The sequence below is a fragment of the Amycolatopsis sp. lyj-109 genome (genome assembly GCF_046548995.1).
In the GTDB taxonomy this organism is placed as follows: Bacteria; Actinomycetota; Actinomycetes; order Mycobacteriales; family Pseudonocardiaceae; genus Amycolatopsis.
Map to the genome: position 1 here is coordinate 180,059 of NZ_JAJPWR010000003.1, position 16,901 is coordinate 196,959.

Sequence of the window (16,901 nt, forward strand, 5' to 3'; positions counted from 1 at the left end):
ACGTCTCAGATCGCGCCGGCTCGAAGCGCGTAGGCGACAGCGTGGGCACGGTTGTTCAGGCCGCAGCGGGTCATGAGCCCGTAGAGGACGTTCTTCACGGTCCGCTCCGAGTAGCACAGCTTCGCCGCGATCTCCTCAGTCCCGAACCCCTCGGCGACCAGCCGCAGCACGTCGCACTCGCGGGCCGCGAGCCCCGACAGCGTGAGCCCGTTCGGCTCGAGGACGTCCTTGCGCATCCGCTGCACCTGCGCGAGCAGCGCGCCCTGCAACCGCGGCGGCAGGTTGGCCGTGCCGTCACCCGCGGCGAGCACCGCCGTCACCAGCTCGGCGCCGCCCGTCTCGCGGCGCGGCAGGATCGCCACCACCCCGCACTCCAGCGCCGCCATCAGGTCGCTTTCGCGGAAATGCTCGACGACCAGCACGACGTGGGACGCCTTGGCCGCCCGGATCTCGCCCAGGACGGTCTCGTTGACGTGGTCCTCCATCACCAGCAGCACGTCCGGCAGGAGGTCGGTCAGCCGGAGGTCGGGATGGTTGTCCAGCAGGCTCACCGCGCCGGCGTGCGTGATCGGGTCCGAGGCGAGGACGCTCACTTCGACGGGCTTCATGGGGGCAGTGTGGACGGCGTGTCTTCACGCCTTCCCTATTCCGCCTTCACGCCCGTGAAGACAGCTCCTCGAACGCCGCCTGCGCGCGCTCCAGGCACCCCGGCATCCGCCCGGCCGCGCGGGCCCAGTCCCGCTTGGCGCGCCAGTACTCTTCCCGCGCTTCCGGGGGCCAGCCGGCCAACTCCGGCTCGACCCGGGCCTCCAGGTCGGCCAGCAGTTCGCCGAGCTCCCCGGTGATGGCGCCCATCCGGTCCAGCACCAGATCGGCGAAGCTGAAGTCGAGCCGCGTCACGGCTCGCGCGGCCGCGGCATCGAGCCGCCGGTCGCCTCCAGCAGCTGCGCCAGCCGCGACAGGATCACATCGAACTCCTGCTCCCAGTCGCTCATCGCCTGGCCGAAGCGCACCGACGCCTCACCGCGCCACGACGCCTGGACCATCGCCATGTCGCTGTTGACGTCGCGAAGGCCGGAACGCGCGCCTTCCAGGGCGTACGCGAAGCAGGCGGCGGCCCGCTGCATGTCTTCGGTCGGCATCCGCGGCTCCTCTCGGCACCCCGAGCGTGGCGCACGGCGTGGCGGCACGGAACCCCGCCGGGTACCCCTTGCCCGAATGTCCGCCATCCTTGCCTGCCGGTTCCCGGCGTCCGCGTATGCTCACAGCAGGCATCCGGCGTGTGACGATTCGTTCACGCACGAAGGGAGACCGATGTCGGCCGCGGACGGCTCCGCACCGAGACTCCAGCTGCTGGGTCCGCTCAAGGCCTGGCAGGGCGAAACGGAACTCGACCTCGGCTCCGCGCACCGGCGGACGGTCCTCGCCGCACTGGCGATGCACCCGGATCGCACGGTTTCGCGCGAAGAGCTGATCGACGCCGTCTGGGGTGACGCGCCGCCGCAGAGCGCGCAGGGCTCCATCTACACCTACGTCTCCGGGCTGCGCCGCGCGCTGGAACCCGGCCGGGCCAAGGGCGAGGGCCCGCAACTGCTCGCGTCGATCGGGTCCGGCTATTCGCTGCGCCTGGCCGCCGACGCGATCGACGTCCACCGGTTCGAGGCCCTGCGCGAGCAGGCGCAGCGCCGGCACGCCGCCGGTGATCTCCGCGGGGCACGCGAAACTTTCGACGAAGCTTTGGCGCTCTGGCACGGCGTCCCGCTGTCCGGCCTGCCCGGGCCGTTCGCCGCCGCGCAGCGCGCCCGGCTGACCGAAGTGCGGCTCACGACCGTCGAGCGGCGCGCCGAAGTCGTGCTGGAATCGGGCGGCCACGCCGAACTCGTCGCCGAACTGACCGCGCTGACCCGCGAACACCCGTTCCGCGAGGCGTTGCGCGGGCTGCTCATGCGTGCCCTGGCCGGGGCCGGACGGCGGACCGAGGCGATCGCGGTCTACGCCGACGTCCGCGACCGGCTCGTCGAGTCCTCGGGCACCGAACCCGGCCCGGTCCTGCGGCGGCTGCACGACGAGCTGCTGGCGAAGCCCACCGCGGCACCGGAACCGCAGCCGCCGCCCGTTCCGGCGGTGCCGCGGGTGCCGGCCACGGCGTTGCCGGGGCGGGCGGAGATCTTCGTCGGCCGGGAAGCGGAACTCGACCGGCTGCACGAAGCCGTCGTCGATCTCGGCGCCGGGGTGGGGCGGTCGGTGTGGCTGGAAGGCGAGCCGGGCAGCGGCCGGACCGCGCTGCTCGCCGAAGTCGTTGCCGCGGCACAGGATTTTCAGCCGGCGTTCGCCGCCGCGGACGCGCTGGACCAGCGGTTCGCCCTGCGGCCGTTGCTCGACGCGCTGGGCGTGCACCCGCGCGCCACCGACCCCCGCCTGGCCGCACTGGCCGCGCGGCTCGCCGAGCGGCCCGGCGAGCGGCCCGGCGAGGATCCCGTCGACGACGTGCTCGGGCTGGTCCGCGAGCTGTGCGCGGAGGCCCCGCTCGTGCTCGTGGTAGACGACCTGCAGTGGGCCGACGACGCCACGCTGAGCGTCTGGCGCTACCTCAGCCGGGAGACGCGGCGGCTGCCGTTGCTGCTCGTCGGCGCGTGCCGTCCGGTACCCCGGCCCGGCGCGCTGGAAGACCTGCTTGACAACGATGACATCACCGTCCTGGTCCTGCCGCCGCTGGCCGAGGACGCCACGCGCGAGCTGACCACCGAGCTGGCCGGCGCGCCACCCGGGCCCGGCCTGCAGCTGCTGGTCTCCTACGCGGCCGGAAACCCGCGCTACGTCCGGGAAATCGTCGAGACGCTGCTCGCGCAGTCGATGATCGTGCTCGACGGCGTCCACGCGCACCTGGACGGCAATTCGCGCCAGACGATCCCGCCGCCGCTGGGCTCGCGGATCACCCAGTACCTGAGCTTCCTGTCCAGCGGCACCCGCGACACGCTGCGCTGGGCCGCGCTGCTGGGCCGCGAGTTCTCGCCGGCGGACATCGCCGTCGCCACCGAGCGCCCGCCGACGGCGCTGGTCGGCGCGGTCGACGAGGCGATCACGTCCGGGGTGCTCGTCGAATCGGGCGACCGGCTGGCGTTCCGGCACCCGCTGGTGCGCCGCGTGCTCTACGAAAAGACGCCCGCCGCGATGCGGGTCGCGCTGCACCGGCAGCTGGCCGAGGCCTTCGCCGCCGCCGGTGCGCCCGCCGAACGCGTCGCCGAGCAGCTGGCCGCCGCGCCCGCGCAGGTGGACCCGTGGGTCACCGGGTGGCTGCTGGAGCACATCGGGACGGTCGCCACCGAGACCCCGCGGGTCGCGGTGGACCTGCTGCGCCACGCCATCACCCAGGGCACGCTGCCGCCGGACGCGCGGGAGACGCTGACCGCGACCCTGGCCCGGCTGCTGTTCTGGCTCGGCCGGGAGCCCGAAGCCGAGGCTCGCTCGGTCGTCGCGCGGACGTCCGACAGCAGGCGGGCGGCCGAGATGCGCTGGATCCTGGCCTACGTCTACTACCGCCGCGGCGACTTCTCCGAGGCGACGGCCGAGCTCAAGCGGACGCTCGACGACGCCGACGTCCCGGAGATGTGGCGCGGACGGCACGAGTCGCTGCTGGCCACGCTGGAGAAACTCGGCGAAGAGACGGCGCTGGCGCCGGCCGGGCTGCACCCGCTGGACGACGCGGCGCTGGCCGTGCCGAAGCTCGACAGCCTCGACGACGCCGCCGAGCCCCTCGACGCCGCCCGCCGGATCGCCGCGACGCGCGCGGTGCCCGGCGAGATGCACCTGGCCGGCGCCGTGCACTACTACTGGCTGGGCCGCTGGCGTGAGGCGTTGGCGGAGCTGGACGCGGTGATCCGCGACGGCGCCGAGACCGCGTCCTACGTCCTGCGCAGCCCGGGTTCGGCGTTGCTGGTCCACGGCGTCGGCGCGCTGATCGCGGGGCACCGCGGCGAACCGGGCCAGGCGCGGACGCACCTCGACGCGGCCGACCGGCAGCAGTGGCCACCGGGCCTCGAGCCGGACGGCGGCGACTTCCTGCTGGCGGCGCGGGCACTGCTGGCCGAGCAGGAAGGCCGGCCGGAGGCGGCGCTGACGGCGTTGCTGCCGTTGCTGGAGGACACCTACCCACCGGCGGCCCGCCACCAGTGGCTGCCCGACCTGGTGCGGCTCACGTTGCTGCTCGACGACCGGCCGCGGATGCGGGAGGCGTTGCGCCTGCTCGAGCCCGAGGGAGAGGTCCCACCGGCGCACGCGGCGGCGGCCGCGCACTGCCGCGGCCTGGCGACCGGAGACCCCGGGCCGGTCCTGACGGCGGCCGGGCACTACCGGGCGGCCGGGCGGGCGCTGAAGCACGCGAAGGCGACCGAGGACGCGGCGATCCTGCTGGCGGAGTCGGGCGAGCTGGCGGAGGCGCGCACGGCGTTCCGGGGCGCGTTGACGGTGTACACGGAGATGGGCGCGGTGTGGGACGTGCGGCGCGCCGAGTCCCGGATGGGGCCGTTCGGCATCCGGCGGGCGCCCGCGACGAGGCCGCGAGCCACCGCCGGAAGCTGACCGCCCCAAGCGCCCCAAGGCGGCCTTCGGTGCGTCTGACGCACCCAAGGCGGCCTTCGGTGCGCGAGACGCAACCAATGTGGCCTTCGGTGCACCTCCCCTGCCCCCACCGCCGCTTGGGGACGCTGTTGGCGATTGCCGACCGGAACGGCCAACATGCCGACCGGAACGGCCAACTCAGCGACCGCAACGGCCAACACACCGGAGAACCCGGGCGAGTTGGCCGCTGAATTCGCCGACGGCATCCCTGGGGTGCCTGGGTGCGCAACCTTACGAGGGGTTGGCACGTCGGTAAGGTCACCGGAGAAGTCGGTACCGAGATGTCCCTGGGGGATGGGGTCTGGGGCGCACGCCCCAGAGGGGACGGCAACGACATGCCAGGGGATGCGGACGCCGGCCTGCGGGTGGGCGTGCTCGGCCCGCTGCGGGCCTGGCGCGGGGCGGCCGAAATCGGCCTCGGCCCCGCCCGTCAGCGTGCCATCTTCGCGGTGCTCGCCGTCAACGCCGGCCGCCCGGTTCCCCGTGCCGAACTGATCGCCGGCGTCTGGGGCGATTCCGCGCCCGCGAGTGTCGAAGGCAGCGTCCACACCTACGTCTCCGGGCTGCGCCGCGCCCTCGAACCGGACCGTTCGCGCTGGTCCGCGGCCAGCGTGCTGGTCTCGGATCCCGCCGGCTACTCGCTGATCCTCGACGACGACGCGCTCGACGCCGCCCTGTTCGAACGGCATCGCGAACGCGCGCAGCGGCACCTCGAGCAGGGCGATCCGCGGGCGGCCGTCGCCGAACTGGACGACGCTCTCGCGCTCTGGCAGGGCGAAGCCCTCTCCGGCGTCCCCGGCGGGTTCGCCGAACGGCACCGCGAATACCTCGCCGAACTCCGGCTGAACACGCTCGAACGGCGTGCCGAGGCGGTGCTCGCCCTCGGCGGGCACGTCGACCTCGCGCCGGAGCTGGCCGTGCTGGCCGGCGAACACCCGCTGCGGGAGTCGCTGCGGGAGTCGCTCATGCTCGCCCTCTACCGCAGCGGGCGGCCCGCCGACGCCCTCGACGTCTTCCGCGACGCCCGGGCCACGCTCGTCGCGGAACTCGGCGTCGAACCCGGCCCCGCGCTGCAACAGCTGCAACGGCAGGTCCTCGCCCAGGACCCGGTCCTCGACGCGCCCGCGCCGCCGGTCGTCGTCACCGGGCACCGGCTGTTCGGGCGGGAAGCCGAAACGAGGAAACTCGGCGAGCTCGTCGCCGACGTCCGCGCCGGGCGGGGCCGGGCCGTCTGGATCGAAGGGGACGCCGGGATCGGCAAGTCCGCGCTGCTCACCTCCTCGCTACCGGACGGCCCCGGCTTCCAGCGGCTCCGGGCCGCCGCCGACGAGCTGAGCACCCGGTTCCCGCTGCAGGTCGTGCTGGAGTGCCTGGCGATCGACGCGCACTCCCCCGACCCGCGGCGCGCGCGGGTGGCCAAGGAGCTCGCCGGCGAGGGCCCGGCGCGGCGCAGCTGGGGCCCGGCCGACCCGGTGCTCGGCGCCGTCGACCGGCTGCTGGCCCTGGTCGACGAGCTGTGCGCGCAGTCGCCGCAGGTACTGGTGCTCGACGACCTGCAGTGGGCCGACGAGGCTTCCGTGCTGGTCTGGCACCGGCTCTGCGCGGCAACCCGGCAGCTGCCGCTGCTGCTGGTGGCCGCCACCCGCCCGGCGCCGGACCGCGCCGAGCTCGCCCAGCTGCGCCGCGGTGTCCAGGCGCGGGACGGGGTCGTCCTCGACCTCGGGCCGCTGACCGGCGAGGACGTCGGCCGGCTGATCGAGGACCAGCTCGGGGCGCCGCCCGGGCCGGGGCTGCGCGAGCTGGCCGCCCGTGGTGCCGGAAACCCGTTGTACGTCAAGGAAATGGTCGACGTCCTCCGCCGGGCCGGTGCGGTGGAGGTGAGTGGCGGCCAGGCCGACGTCGACGACCCGGCGGAGTTCGAGGCACCGCGGTCACTGGTCGCCGCGGTCGACCGGCGGCTGGACTTCCTCACCGCGCGGACGCAGGAGGTCCTGCGTTGGGGCGCGCTGCTCGGCATGGAGTTCGCCGTCGGCGACGTCGCGGCGGTGCTCGGCACCCGGCCGTCCGACCTGCTGGCGCCGCTCGAAGAGGCCGTCGCGGCGAACGTGCTCATCGACACCGGGACGCAGCTCGCGTTCCGCCACCCCCTGCTGCGCCAGGCGCTGTACGACCGGCTGCTGGCCGGGACGCGGGCGGCGCTGCACCGGCAGGCCGCCGAGGCGCTCGCCGGCATCGGCGCGCCGGTGAAGCGCGTCGCCGAGCAGCTGGTGGCGGCACCGGCCACAGTGGATGAATGGGTGCTGGATTGGCTCGCCGCGCACCACGCCGTCGTGTCGACCCGGGCGCCGCTGATCGCCGTCGAACTCCTCGAACGCGCGCTGGCCGCGTGCACCGGCACCGATCCGCGCCGGGAGACGCTGCTGATCGCGCTGGTCAAGGTGCTGTTCCGGCTGGAGCGCAGCCCGGAAACCCTGGCGCGGCAGGCACTCGACGTCGCCACCGACCCGGACGCCGTCGAGGAGATGCGGCACGTGCTCGCGGCGCTGCGGCACCGCCGCGGGGACACCGAGGGCGCCGTCGCGACGCTCGCCGCGTGGGTGGACGACCCGGCCGTGCCGGAGCTCTGGCGGGTCAAGCACCGGCAGCTGCTGGCGAACTTCCGCCGCGGCAGTCTGTCCGATTTGGACACCGCGGAGCAGACGGCGCACGAGACGAAGGCGCTCGCCGGCGGCGACCGCTACCTGACCGCGCACGCGCTGCAGTCGTTGTGGCTGGTCGATTCGGTGCGCCGCGAGCACGACCGCGCGCTCACCCACATCGACGCGGCGATCGAGGCGGTCGGCGACGAGCACGAGCTGGCCGACCTGCACCTCGACCTGCTCGACAACCGCGTCTTCACGCTGCAGAACCTCGACCGGCTGGCCGAGGCGGGCGATGCCCTGCGCGCGGCGGGCGAAGTCGCGGCGCGGCACGCGCTGCCGGTCGGGCTGCAGGTGTCCGCCGCGGTGCACCGGTACTGGGAAGGCCGCTGGGACGAGGCCTTGGTCGAGCTGGACACGGTCATCGAGGACGGCCCGGCGATCACGTTCTACGGCCTGCGCGAACCGGGCCCGGCGGCGCTGCTGCTGCACGGCGTCGCGGCCCTGATCGCGGGCCGCCGCGACGACCGGGCCCAGGCCGCGGCCCACCTCGACGCGGCGGAGGAGTACGCACCGGCGACCGGCGCCGAGCGCGAGAGCTTCGACTTCCTGCTGGTCGCCGACGCCCTCGCCGCCGAGCAGCGCGGCGACCGCGTCCGCGCGCTCGCGGTGCTGGAGCCGATCCTGAACCCGACGTACGCGCAGATGATGCTGCGGCACCAGTGGCTGCCGGCGTTCGTGCGGCTGGCGATGGAGCAGGACGACGTCGGCCGCGCCCGGCGCGCTCTGGCGGTGTGCGAGGAAGAAGCCGCGAAGGAGCGACGTCCGGCGCGAGCGCACGCGGCGGCGTCGTGGTGCCGCGGGCTGATCGAGGAGGACCCGGCCCCGGTGCTGGCCACGGCCGAACACTTCCGCGCGGTCGGCCGCCGCCCCGAGCTGGCCTCGGCGCTGGAGGACGCGGCCGTGCTGCTGGCCCGCGCGGGCCGGCTGGACGCGGCGCACGCGGCGTTCGAGGAGACCGCCGAGCTGTACACGACATTGGCGGCCCGCTGGGACCTGCGGCGCGCGGAGACCCGGCTGCGCCGCCTCGGCGTCCGCCGGGGTGCCCTGTTCTCCCCGATCCGGCTGGGCCACGGCTGGGAGTCGCTGACGCCGATCGAGGTCCGGATCGCCGGCCTGGTCGCGGAGGGCCGGTCCAACCCGGACATCGCGGCGGAGCTGTCCCTGCCGCGCCGGACGGTCCAGGCCCACGTGGCGCGGCTGCTGGGCAAGCTGGAGACGCCGTCACGTTCGGGCGTCGCCGACGCCGTCCGCCGGCGCGTGTCCGGCTGACCGGGGTTGCGGTTCAGGGAACTGCCGGAAAATGCGGTGAGCACCGACCCGGCCGGGTCGGTGCTCACCGAGCTGCTGCGAGTGCCGTGGCCAGTGTCAGCAGGGCGTGGGCGACAGCTGGATGTACCAGACCGGATCCCAGTTGACGGAGTCGGCTGTCCCCGCCCACTGGCAACGGATCAGCTTGCCGTTCTGGTCAAGAATCCGCATGCCCGCGTTTCCGGTTTGGCTGTTGTTGATGGAGCCCGAGTTGCCGGTGAAGTTGCTCAGCGAATACGTGCCGTAGTTGTAGAACTGGAACTCCCAGCCACCGTTGGCCCCCCAGCTCGGAGTGGCACAGGCGTAGCCGACCGGGCAGTCGTGCACCTCGCCGATCGAGACCCAGACACGCCGGGCCGGAGCCGGCGACGTCGACGGTTCCGCGGCCGCGACCGACGCGGATTTGGCGGCGCCACCTCCCACGCCCGGGAGCGCGCTGCCGGCACTGTTGGCGGGCGCTGCCTGCGCCGGCAGGACACCGGCGGCCAGGAAGCCCACCACGATTCCGATGACCGCCGCGATCCGGCGCTGTCGAATCCTCACTACAATCCCCCTAGGTTTGCGTGAACCGGACCGTACTGACATTCGGGACGGAGATCAAGTTCGGTGGACCGACCCGGCGAAAAGCGATCGGGATCACGAATCACAGCGAGTTGGCCTTGGCGACCCGGCCGAGGTAGCGGCCGGACTCCTTGACCGTCCGCCGCTGGGTCTCGAAGTCGACGTGAATCAGGCCGAACCGCTGCGTGTAGCCCATCGCCCACTCGAAGTTGTCCAGCAACGACCACGCGAAATACCCGCGGACGTCGACCCCGAGATCAAGCGCGTCGCGGACCGCCCGCAGGTGCTCCATGAAGTAGTTCACCCGAGCTGCGTCGTACACGCGGCCGTCGACCACGGTGTCCACAAAGGACGCTCCGTTTTCCGCGACCACCAGCGGCAAGCCACCGGACCGGGTGGAAATCCACGCCAGCAGTGAAGTGAGCGTCGAAGGGGACTGCTCCCAGCCGAACGCCGTCAGCGGTGGCGGGGCCGGCAGGACGTCCAAGCCGCGCAACGTCGGCAGCGGGCAGTTGCTCGGCGCCTCCGGATCTTCGAGCGGTGTGACGCGGGCCGGTGCGTAGTAGTTCACGCCCAGCCAGTCGATCGGGGCCGCGATGAGGTCGGTGTCGCCGTCGCGGACGCACTCCGCGAACCGGCCGGCGGCGGCCACGACGTCTTCCGGGTAGCCGCGGCCGAGCACCGGGTCCAGGAAGAACCGGTTGTGGATGCCGTCGAACTTCCGGGCCGCTTCGAGGTGGGCCGGGGTGCTGCCGTCCGGGATCGCCGGGGCGAAGTTCAACGCCAGCGAGAACTCGTGGCCCGGCCCGGCAAGCGCGCGGGTCGCCAGGCCGTGCCCGAGCAGCAGGTGGTGGGCCGCGACCAGCGCCGTGTCGTGGTCCTGGACGCCGGGAGCGTGCACGCCGCTGCCGTAACCGAGGAAGGCCGCGCAGAACGGCTCGTTGATCGTGGTCCACTGGCGCACGCGGTCACCCAGTGCGTCGTGGACCACGGCGGCGTACTCGGCGAACCGGAAGGCCGTGTCACGCTCCGGCCAGCCGCCCGCGTCTTCGAGCGCCTGCGGGAGGTCCCAGTGGTAGAGGGTCAGCACCGGCTCGACGGCGTGGCCGAGCAGCTCGTCGACCAGCCGGTCGTAGAAGGCGAGCCCGGCCGCGGACGTCGTCCGGCCGTCCGGCATCACCCGCGGCCAGGCGACCGAGAACCGGTAGGCGTTCAGGCCCAGGTCGGCGAGCAGGCCGACGTCCTCGGGGTAGCGGTGGTAGTGGTCGCAGGCGACGGCGCCGGTCGCGCCGCCGAGCACCTTGCCTTCGGTGGCCGCGAAGGTGTCCCAGATGGACGGTCCGCGGCCGCCCTCGGACACCGCGCCCTCGACCTGGTAGGACGCGGTCGCCGCGCCCCACCGGAAACCCGCCGGGAAGGTCATACCGGTGCCCCTTTGAAGATGCCCCGCACGAGGTGGCGGCCCAGCAACAGGAACAGCGCGATGACCGGCACGACGGCGAGGGTCGCGCCGGTGAGCATCAGCGCGTAGTCGGTGTAGTAGCCGCTGGCCAGCTGCGACAGCGCGACCTGCACGGTCGGCGTCTCGTTGGGGTCGAGGACCACCAGCGGCCAGAAGTAGTCGTTCCAGGTGGCCATGAAGCTGAGCATCGCGAGCACCGCGGCCGGCGCGCGCAGGGCGGGCACGGCCACGTGCCAGTAGGTGCGCAGGATCGAGCAGCCGTCGACGGTCGCGGCGTCGACGAGGTCCGGGCTGATCGCGTTCTCGCACGCCTGGCGCATCCAGAACACGCTGAAGGCGCTGACCAGCGCCGGCACGATCACCGCTTCGAGCCGCCCGTACCAGCCGAGGTCGCCGACGACGAGGTACAGCGGGATGACGCCGAGCTGGGCCGGCACCATCGCCGAGCCGACGACCAGCAGGAACAGCGTGTTGCGGCCGGGGAACCGCAGCCGCGCGAAGGCGAATCCGGCCAGGCTCGCCAGCACCACGTTGGACACCATGACGGTGCCCGCGACGATCAGCGAGTTCCCGATGGCCAGCCAGAAGTCGACGGTGTCGAAGACGCGCCGCACGTTTTCGGCCAGGTTCCCGCCCGGCAGCAGCAGCGGCGACGTCTCCCCGATCGCGGCGTTGTCGCGCGTGGCCACGACGAACGACCAGTACAGCGGGAACACCGACGCGCCGAGCACCCCGGTCAGCACGGCGTACACCCAGCCGCCCGGTCGGCGGCGCGCCGTCACGCCGACCTCACGAACCGGCGCACCAGCCGGTAGTTGACCAGCGCGAACAGCGCGCAGATCACGAACATCACCCAGGTCAACGCGGCCGCGTAGCCGGCGTCCAGGTGCGTGAACCCCTTCTCGTACAGATACATGACCAGCGTCTGGAACTGCCGGTCGTTGCCGCCGGTGCCGGCCGAGCCGCCGGCGTCGAACAGCTGCGGCTCGGCGAACAGCTGCAGGCCGTTGACCGTGCCGGCGATGGCGGTGAAGGCCAGCGCGGGCCGGATGCCGGGGACGGTGATCGACCAGAACGTCCGCCACCGCGAGGCGCCGTCGAGCTCGGCGGCCTCGTACAGGTCGCCGGGGACGGCCTGCATCGCGGCCAGGTAGATCAGGGCGTTGTAGCCGGTCCAGCGCCAGAGCACCATGCTCGCCACCGCGAAGTGCGAAGTCCAGGTGGATGCCCGCCAGTTGACCGGCTCGACGCCGAACCAGCCGAGGACCTCGTTGACGACGCCGTAGTCGCGGCTGAACAGCTGCCCGAAGACCAGCCCGACGGCGACGACGGACACGACGTTCGGCAGCAGGACGCCGGTGCGCCACCAGGTCGCGGCCCGCAGCGGCCGGTCGAGCAGCGCCGCGATGCCCAGGGCCAGCAGGAATTCCGGCACCGCGGCGAGCAGGAAGATGGAGACCGTGTTGGCGAGCGCGTTGTAGAAGTGCGGATCCGTGAGCAGGTCGCCGTAGTTGGCGACGCCGAAGCCGCCCTGGTCGCCTTCGAGCAGGTTCCAGTCGTGCAGCGAAACCCACGCCGTGTACAGCAGCGGGAAGGCGCCGAAGACGACGAACAGGGCGAAGAAGGGCGCGACGAACAGCAGCGGCGTGACCGTGCGGTCCCAACGGGCGAGCCGGTGCTGCACGCGCGGCTACTTCAGGGCGGCTTGGGCCTGCTGGACGGCTTTCGTCCAGGCTTGCTCGACGGTGTCGGTCCGTTCTTCGATCCGCCCGAGGGCGCGGCCGAACTCCGGCCGGACGTCGGCGTCGCGCAGGCCGCGGTAGTTGGGGCGCAGCTGGTCGGCCGAGGCAGCGAAGATCCGCCCGGTCGGTGCGTCGCCGAAGTACGCGTCGGTGTGCGCGACGACCTGCGGATCCTCGTACACCGCGGGCTCGCTGGGCAGGATGCCGTCGGAGAGGAAGAGCTTCTTCTGCTGCTCCGGCGCGGTCAGCCAGCGGGCGAGCTCGTACGCCTCCTTCTGGTGCGTGCCCTGCTTCGGCACGGTCAGGAACGAGCCGCCCTGGTTGCCGCTCCTGCCGGGCACGGTGGTGACGTCCCACTTGCCGCGGTTGGCGTCCCCGCCGGCTTCCTTGATCTGGCTGAGCATCCACGCGGGACACGCGACGGTGGCGAAGGAACCCTGCTTGATCGCCACGTTCCACGCCTGGGTGAACGTGGTCGCCGCCGCGGTCCGCCCCTTTGCGGCGAGGCCGCCGGAGAGGAAGAAAGCCGCGCGCACGCTCGGGTTGCGGTCGGCGATGAAGGAGTCGTCGCGCCGGGCGAAGTAGTTCTCCGGCGACTGGTTGAGCATCGCCGTGTAGACCGTCCCGGCGGAGTCGGTGAACTTCACGTCCGGTGTCCTGCTCGCGAACCGCTCGGCGGTGGCGGCGTAGGCGTTCCAGTCCGGGATCAGCTTCGCGACCTCTTCGCGGTCGGTCGGCAGGCCCGCGTTCTGGAACAGGTCACGCCGGTAGCAGAGGGCGAGGCTGCCCATGTCCGTGCCGAGGCCCAGCACGAAGGCGCCGTCGGTGCCCTGCGCCCACTTCCACGGCACCCACTGCTTTTCGAGCTCGCCGGCGCCGTACCCGGCGAGGTCGGCGAACTTGTCCTTCACCTTCCGGTACTGCGGCATGTACTGCTCTTCGATCGCGACGACGTCGGCGGCACCGTGCCCGGTGGCGAGCTGCGTCGCGAGCCCCTTGTGGTGGGTGTCGAAGTCGGTGACGCGGTTCTGCACCGTGATGTCCGGGTGCAGCTTCTCGTACTCCGCGATCAGGGGCGCGTAGCCGAACTCACCGAAGGTCGCGATGGTGAGCTTCGTCTTCTCCCCGGCGTCACCCGGACCGCAGGCGGCGAGCGGGATCAACGCGGCGACCACGATGGCGGTCCGGCGGGCGATCGTTCGCAACAGGCTTCCTCAGATCACACCGGCCCGCACGGCGTAGGCGACCGCGTGCGGCCGGTTGCGCAGGTTGAGCCGGTTGGTCATGGCGTAGATGACGTTCTTCACGGTCCGCTCCGAGTAGCAGAGCTTGCCCGCGATCTCGGCAGTGTCCCAGCCTTCGGCCATCAGGCGAAGCACATCCACCTCGCGCGGCGTGAGTGCCGCCCGGCCACCTTCGCCGGAAAGCGCCTCGACCTGCGCGCGCAGGGACGACGAGCGGCCCCGCGCCGCGGCGAGCACGTTCGCGGTGAGCCGGTCGAGGGCAGTCCGCGGCAGCACGGCGGAGACGTGGCAGTCGGCGAGCAGGCCGACGTGCGCGGGGTCGACGTGCCCGGCCACCAGCACGATCGCGGCGGGCGACTCGGCGGCCGCGGCCCGCAGCGCGGTGACGGCCTCGCGGTCGACCTCCCCGACGGCGAACACCAGCACCGCCGCCTCGCCCCGGCGGGCGCGCGGCAGGACCAGCAGCTCGGGGCGGGCCTTCAGGTGCTTGATCAGCCCGGTCAGGGCGATCGGGTCGGACGCCCACGCCGCCACTCGAACCTGGTCCATCGACCCCTCCTCCGCCCACGTCGAATCCTGACTGCGGCCAGTGTGCTGAGGGCGCCTTCACGAATTCTCTAACGACGGCGGAGCCATTCTTCACGCCGTGAAGTTTGGTCGTCGACTACGGTCGGCGGCACACACCAAATGAGTGAAGGGACCGATGAACCGCCGACGTCTTGCCGCCCTCGGGGTGGCGTTCTCCATCGTGGCCGGATGTCTGCTGGTCGTGGGCCTGCAACCGCGGATCGTGTCCGGTCTGGCGGTGCCCCTGACCTCCGGCCGGCCGGTTCCGCCGCCCGCGGCCGCGCCGCCCGCTCCGGCCGCGCCCACGTCCCGGCTCGCGCGGCCGGACGACTGCGCGTCGCCGGCGGCCGGGCTCGACGTCCGCGCCCAGGTCGCGCAGCTGGTCGTCGTGGGCGTCTCCGGCGACAACCCGGCGGCGACGGTGTCCCTGGTGCGCGACCACCAGGTCGGCGGGATCTTCATCGGGGGTAACGCAACAGCGTTGTTGAAAGACCGCTCACTGGCCGCGGTGCAGGCCGTGGCGCGGGTGCCGGTCGCGGTATCGGTCGACGAGGAAGGCGGCCGCGTCCAGCGCATCGACGACCTCGACGGCGACCGGCCCTCGGCCCGGACGATGGCCGGGACGAAGTCCCCGGACGAGGTTCGCGCGCTGGCCGCCGAGCGGGGCCGCCAGCTGCGCGCCCGCGGGGTGACGGTGGACTTCGCCCCGGACACCGACGTCACCGGCGCCCCGGACGACGACGTCATCGGCGACCGGTCGTTCAGCCCGGACCCGGTCAAGGTGAAGACGTACGCGAAGGCGTTCGCGGCGGGACTGCGCGACGCGGGGATCCAGCCGGTGCTGAAGCACTTCCCCGGCCACGGCCACGGCTCGGGCGACTCCCACAAGGGCACGGTCGTCACGCCGCCGCTGGACAAGCTGCGCGCGGTCGACCTGGTGCCGTACCGGGGTATCGCCGACTACGGGCCGGTCGCGGTGATGGTCGGCCACCTCGACGTGCCGGACCTGACCGACGGCGTCCCGGCCTCCCTGTCGCCGGCCGCGTACCGGATGCTGCGCGGCGAGTTCGCGTTCACCGGCCCGGTGGTGACCGACGACCTCGGGGCGATGAAGGCGATCACCGCGCAGTACCCGCTGCCGGAGGCGGTGCTGAAGGCCCTTCAAGCCGGCGCGGACCAGGCGTTGTGGTCGTCCGGGGGCCGGGTGGACCAGGTGCTGGACCGGCTGGTGAAGGCCGTGCAGAGCGGGGAACTGCCGAAGGCGCAGGTGCAGGAATCGGTGACGCGGGTGTTGCGGGGCAAGGGAATCTGCTGATTTCCGCGGCCGGGCCTAGACTTCCCCGCAACGGCACCCGGAGCGAGGAGCGGCATGGCGGAACTCGGCGGCACCTTCACCCTCGGTGGCGAACTTCCGGTGACCCGGATGGGTTACGGCGCCATGCAGCTGGCCGGACCCGGTGTGTGGGGGCCGCCGAAGGACCACGACACCGCCGTCGCCGTGCTGCGGGAAGCCGTCGAGCGCGGGGTCACCCACCTCGACACCAGTGACTACTACGGCCCCCACACCGTGAACGCCCTGATCAAGGAAGCCCTGCACCCCTACCCCGAGTCGCTCGTCATCGTGACGAAGGTGGGGGCGCGGCGGAGCGCGGACAAGGGGTGGCCGCCCGCGCTGTCGGCCGCCGACCTCACCGAGGCCGTGCACGACAACCTGCGGAACCTCGGCGTCGACGCGCTCGACGTCGTCAACCTGCGGCTCAGCAACGCCGCCGGCGACTACCCCGTGCCGATGTCGCTCGCCGAACCGTTCGGCGTGCTCGCCGAGCTGCGGGAACAGGGACTGATCCGGCACCTCGGCGTCAGCCACGTCAGCGCCGGGCAGCTCGACGAGGCGAAGGCGATCGCGCCCGTCGTCTGCGTGCAGAACCAGTACAACCTGGCCCACCGGGAGAACGACGACCTCGTCGACAAGTGCGCCGCCGAGGGGATCGCCTTCGTGCCCTACTTCCCGCTCGGCGGGTTCAGCCCGCTGCAGTCGGGCCTGCTCGACGACTGCGCCGCCCGGCTCGGCGCCACGCCGATGCAGGTCGCGCTCGCCTGGCTGCTGCACCGGTCGCCGTCGATGCTGCTGATCCCCGGGACGTCCTCGCCCGGGCACCTGCGGGAGAACCTCGCCGCCGCCGACCTCGAACTGCCCGCCGGCGTTCTCGCCGATCTGGACCGGATCGGCACCGCCTGATCGCTACGCTGAGCGCTCGGACAGGCACGAGAACGGAGTCACCGTGGCGGAGTGGGGCGATCTGGTCGCGTACATCAGGCAGGCGTACCGGGTGGTGCGCGACGAGCCCGACGAGCTGCGCATCCGCCTCGTGTTCGGCGACGACCCCGACACCGAACAGCGGGCCCAGATCGTCGTGATCGCCCGCGAGATCCTCGACCAGCGCGAGGACTGGGTGCAGATCGCCACGCCGTTCGCCCGGCACGAGCAGGTCGACCTCCTCGAGGTGCTGACCGAGGTCGGCGAGGCGATCGTGGTGGGCGGGCTCGCGGTGATGGGCGAACACATCGTGCTCCGCCACTCGCTGCCGCTGGTCAACCTCGACATCAACGAGTTCATCGACCCGCTGGAGCTGGTCGCCGGCGCGGCCGAACTGCTGGAGCAGCAGTTCACCGGCCGCGACGACTACTGAGTGTCCGG

At 72.8% G+C, this 16,901-nt stretch carries 14 protein-coding genes; 5 read left to right on the top strand and 9 right to left on the bottom strand.

Features of this window, described 5'->3' with window-relative positions:
• Nucleotides 1–5: 5 nt before the first annotated feature.
• From ACLJQF_RS08210 to ACLJQF_RS08220, 3 genes are read right to left on the bottom strand one after another with little or no spacing between them, the layout of a single operon-like run.
• On the bottom strand, nucleotides 6–608 hold the full coding sequence (locus ACLJQF_RS08210) for a helix-turn-helix transcriptional regulator (protein WP_410607619.1): 603 nt from the start codon (nucleotides 606–608) through the stop codon (nucleotides 6–8).
• Between the two features lie 46 nt (nucleotides 609–654).
• Entirely contained in the window at nucleotides 655–900 is a 246-nt protein-coding gene (locus ACLJQF_RS08215; RefSeq protein WP_410607620.1) for a hypothetical protein, read from the bottom strand.
• Nucleotides 897–1,142 carry a WXG100 family type VII secretion target gene (locus tag ACLJQF_RS08220; protein WP_410607621.1) on the bottom strand — a complete coding sequence of 82 codons (246 nt, stop codon included), beginning with the start codon at nucleotides 1,140–1,142 and terminating at the stop codon, nucleotides 897–899. The genes ACLJQF_RS08215 and ACLJQF_RS08220 overlap by 4 nt, the downstream gene beginning before the upstream one ends.
• Nucleotides 1,143–1,314: 172 nt before the next feature.
• Here ACLJQF_RS08220 and ACLJQF_RS08225 point away from each other — a divergent pair, with 172 nt between their 5' ends.
• Nucleotides 1,315–4,578 carry a BTAD domain-containing putative transcriptional regulator gene (locus ACLJQF_RS08225; RefSeq protein WP_410607622.1) on the top strand — a complete coding sequence of 1,088 codons (3,264 nt, stop codon included), beginning with the start codon at nucleotides 1,315–1,317 and terminating at the stop codon, nucleotides 4,576–4,578.
• 374 nt (nucleotides 4,579–4,952) lie between these two features.
• Nucleotides 4,953–8,588 carry a BTAD domain-containing putative transcriptional regulator gene (locus ACLJQF_RS08230; RefSeq protein WP_410607623.1) on the top strand — a complete coding sequence of 1,212 codons (3,636 nt, stop codon included), beginning with the start codon at nucleotides 4,953–4,955 and terminating at the stop codon, nucleotides 8,586–8,588.
• Between the two features lie 96 nt (nucleotides 8,589–8,684).
• Here the strand turns inward: ACLJQF_RS08230 and ACLJQF_RS08235 are convergent, their stop codons facing one another.
• From ACLJQF_RS08235 to ACLJQF_RS08260, 6 genes are all read right to left on the bottom strand, one after another.
• Nucleotides 8,685–9,170 (bottom strand): hypothetical protein, encoded by a 486-nt coding sequence (locus ACLJQF_RS08235; RefSeq protein WP_410607624.1) that lies wholly within the window; start codon nucleotides 9,168–9,170, stop codon nucleotides 8,685–8,687.
• A gap of 100 nt (nucleotides 9,171–9,270) precedes the next feature.
• On the bottom strand, nucleotides 9,271–10,611 hold the full coding sequence (locus ACLJQF_RS08240; RefSeq protein ID WP_410607625.1) for a GH1 family beta-glucosidase: 1,341 nt from the start codon (nucleotides 10,609–10,611) through the stop codon (nucleotides 9,271–9,273).
• Entirely contained in the window at nucleotides 10,608–11,432 is an 825-nt protein-coding gene (locus ACLJQF_RS08245; RefSeq protein ID WP_410607626.1) for a carbohydrate ABC transporter permease, read from the bottom strand. Before ACLJQF_RS08245 ends, ACLJQF_RS08240 begins: the two co-directional genes overlap by 4 nt.
• A complete protein-coding gene (locus ACLJQF_RS08250) occupies nucleotides 11,429–12,334 on the bottom strand; it encodes a carbohydrate ABC transporter permease (protein WP_410607627.1) in 906 nt (301 codons plus the stop codon). The genes ACLJQF_RS08245 and ACLJQF_RS08250 overlap by 4 nt, the downstream gene beginning before the upstream one ends.
• Nucleotides 12,335–12,340: 6 nt before the next feature.
• Nucleotides 12,341–13,597, bottom strand: coding sequence for an extracellular solute-binding protein (locus tag ACLJQF_RS08255; RefSeq protein WP_410607628.1), 1,257 nt, complete (start codon nucleotides 13,595–13,597; stop codon nucleotides 12,341–12,343).
• Between the two features lie 9 nt (nucleotides 13,598–13,606).
• Nucleotides 13,607–14,185, bottom strand: coding sequence for a response regulator transcription factor (locus tag ACLJQF_RS08260; RefSeq protein ID WP_410607629.1), 579 nt, complete (start codon nucleotides 14,183–14,185; stop codon nucleotides 13,607–13,609).
• Between the two features lie 154 nt (nucleotides 14,186–14,339).
• Here ACLJQF_RS08260 and ACLJQF_RS08265 point away from each other — a divergent pair, with 154 nt between their 5' ends.
• The 3 genes from ACLJQF_RS08265 to ACLJQF_RS08275 are packed head-to-tail and all read left to right on the top strand — an operon-like array spanning nucleotide 14,340 to nucleotide 16,893.
• Entirely contained in the window at nucleotides 14,340–15,518 is a 1,179-nt protein-coding gene (locus ACLJQF_RS08265; RefSeq protein WP_410607630.1) for a glycoside hydrolase family 3 N-terminal domain-containing protein, read from the top strand.
• A 54-nt stretch (nucleotides 15,519–15,572) separates the two neighbouring features.
• Complete coding sequence (locus ACLJQF_RS08270) at nucleotides 15,573–16,442, top strand: oxidoreductase (protein ID WP_410607631.1); 870 nt, start codon at nucleotides 15,573–15,575, stop codon at nucleotides 16,440–16,442.
• Nucleotides 16,443–16,485: 43 nt separating this feature from the next.
• Complete coding sequence (locus ACLJQF_RS08275) at nucleotides 16,486–16,893, top strand: hypothetical protein (protein ID WP_410607632.1); 408 nt, start codon at nucleotides 16,486–16,488, stop codon at nucleotides 16,891–16,893.
• Nucleotides 16,894–16,901 lie beyond the last annotated feature (8 nt).

Coding starts and splice junctions, on each gene's coding strand:
- ACLJQF_RS08210 (WP_410607619.1), bottom strand. CDS start 608: ATGAAGCCCGTCGAAGTGAGCGTCCTCGCCTCGGACCCGATCACGCAC.
- ACLJQF_RS08220 (WP_410607621.1), bottom strand. CDS start 1,142: ATGCCGACCGAAGACATGCAGCGGGCCGCCGCCTGCTTCGCGTACGCC.
- ACLJQF_RS08225 (WP_410607622.1), top strand. CDS start 1,315: ATGTCGGCCGCGGACGGCTCCGCACCGAGACTCCAGCTGCTGGGTCCG.
- ACLJQF_RS08230 (WP_410607623.1), top strand. CDS start 4,953: ATGCCAGGGGATGCGGACGCCGGCCTGCGGGTGGGCGTGCTCGGCCCG.
- ACLJQF_RS08240 (WP_410607625.1), bottom strand. CDS start 10,611: ATGACCTTCCCGGCGGGTTTCCGGTGGGGCGCGGCGACCGCGTCCTAC.
- ACLJQF_RS08260 (WP_410607629.1), bottom strand. CDS start 14,185: ATGGACCAGGTTCGAGTGGCGGCGTGGGCGTCCGACCCGATCGCCCTG.
- ACLJQF_RS08265 (WP_410607630.1), top strand. CDS start 14,340: ATGAACCGCCGACGTCTTGCCGCCCTCGGGGTGGCGTTCTCCATCGTG.
- ACLJQF_RS08270 (WP_410607631.1), top strand. CDS start 15,573: ATGGCGGAACTCGGCGGCACCTTCACCCTCGGTGGCGAACTTCCGGTG.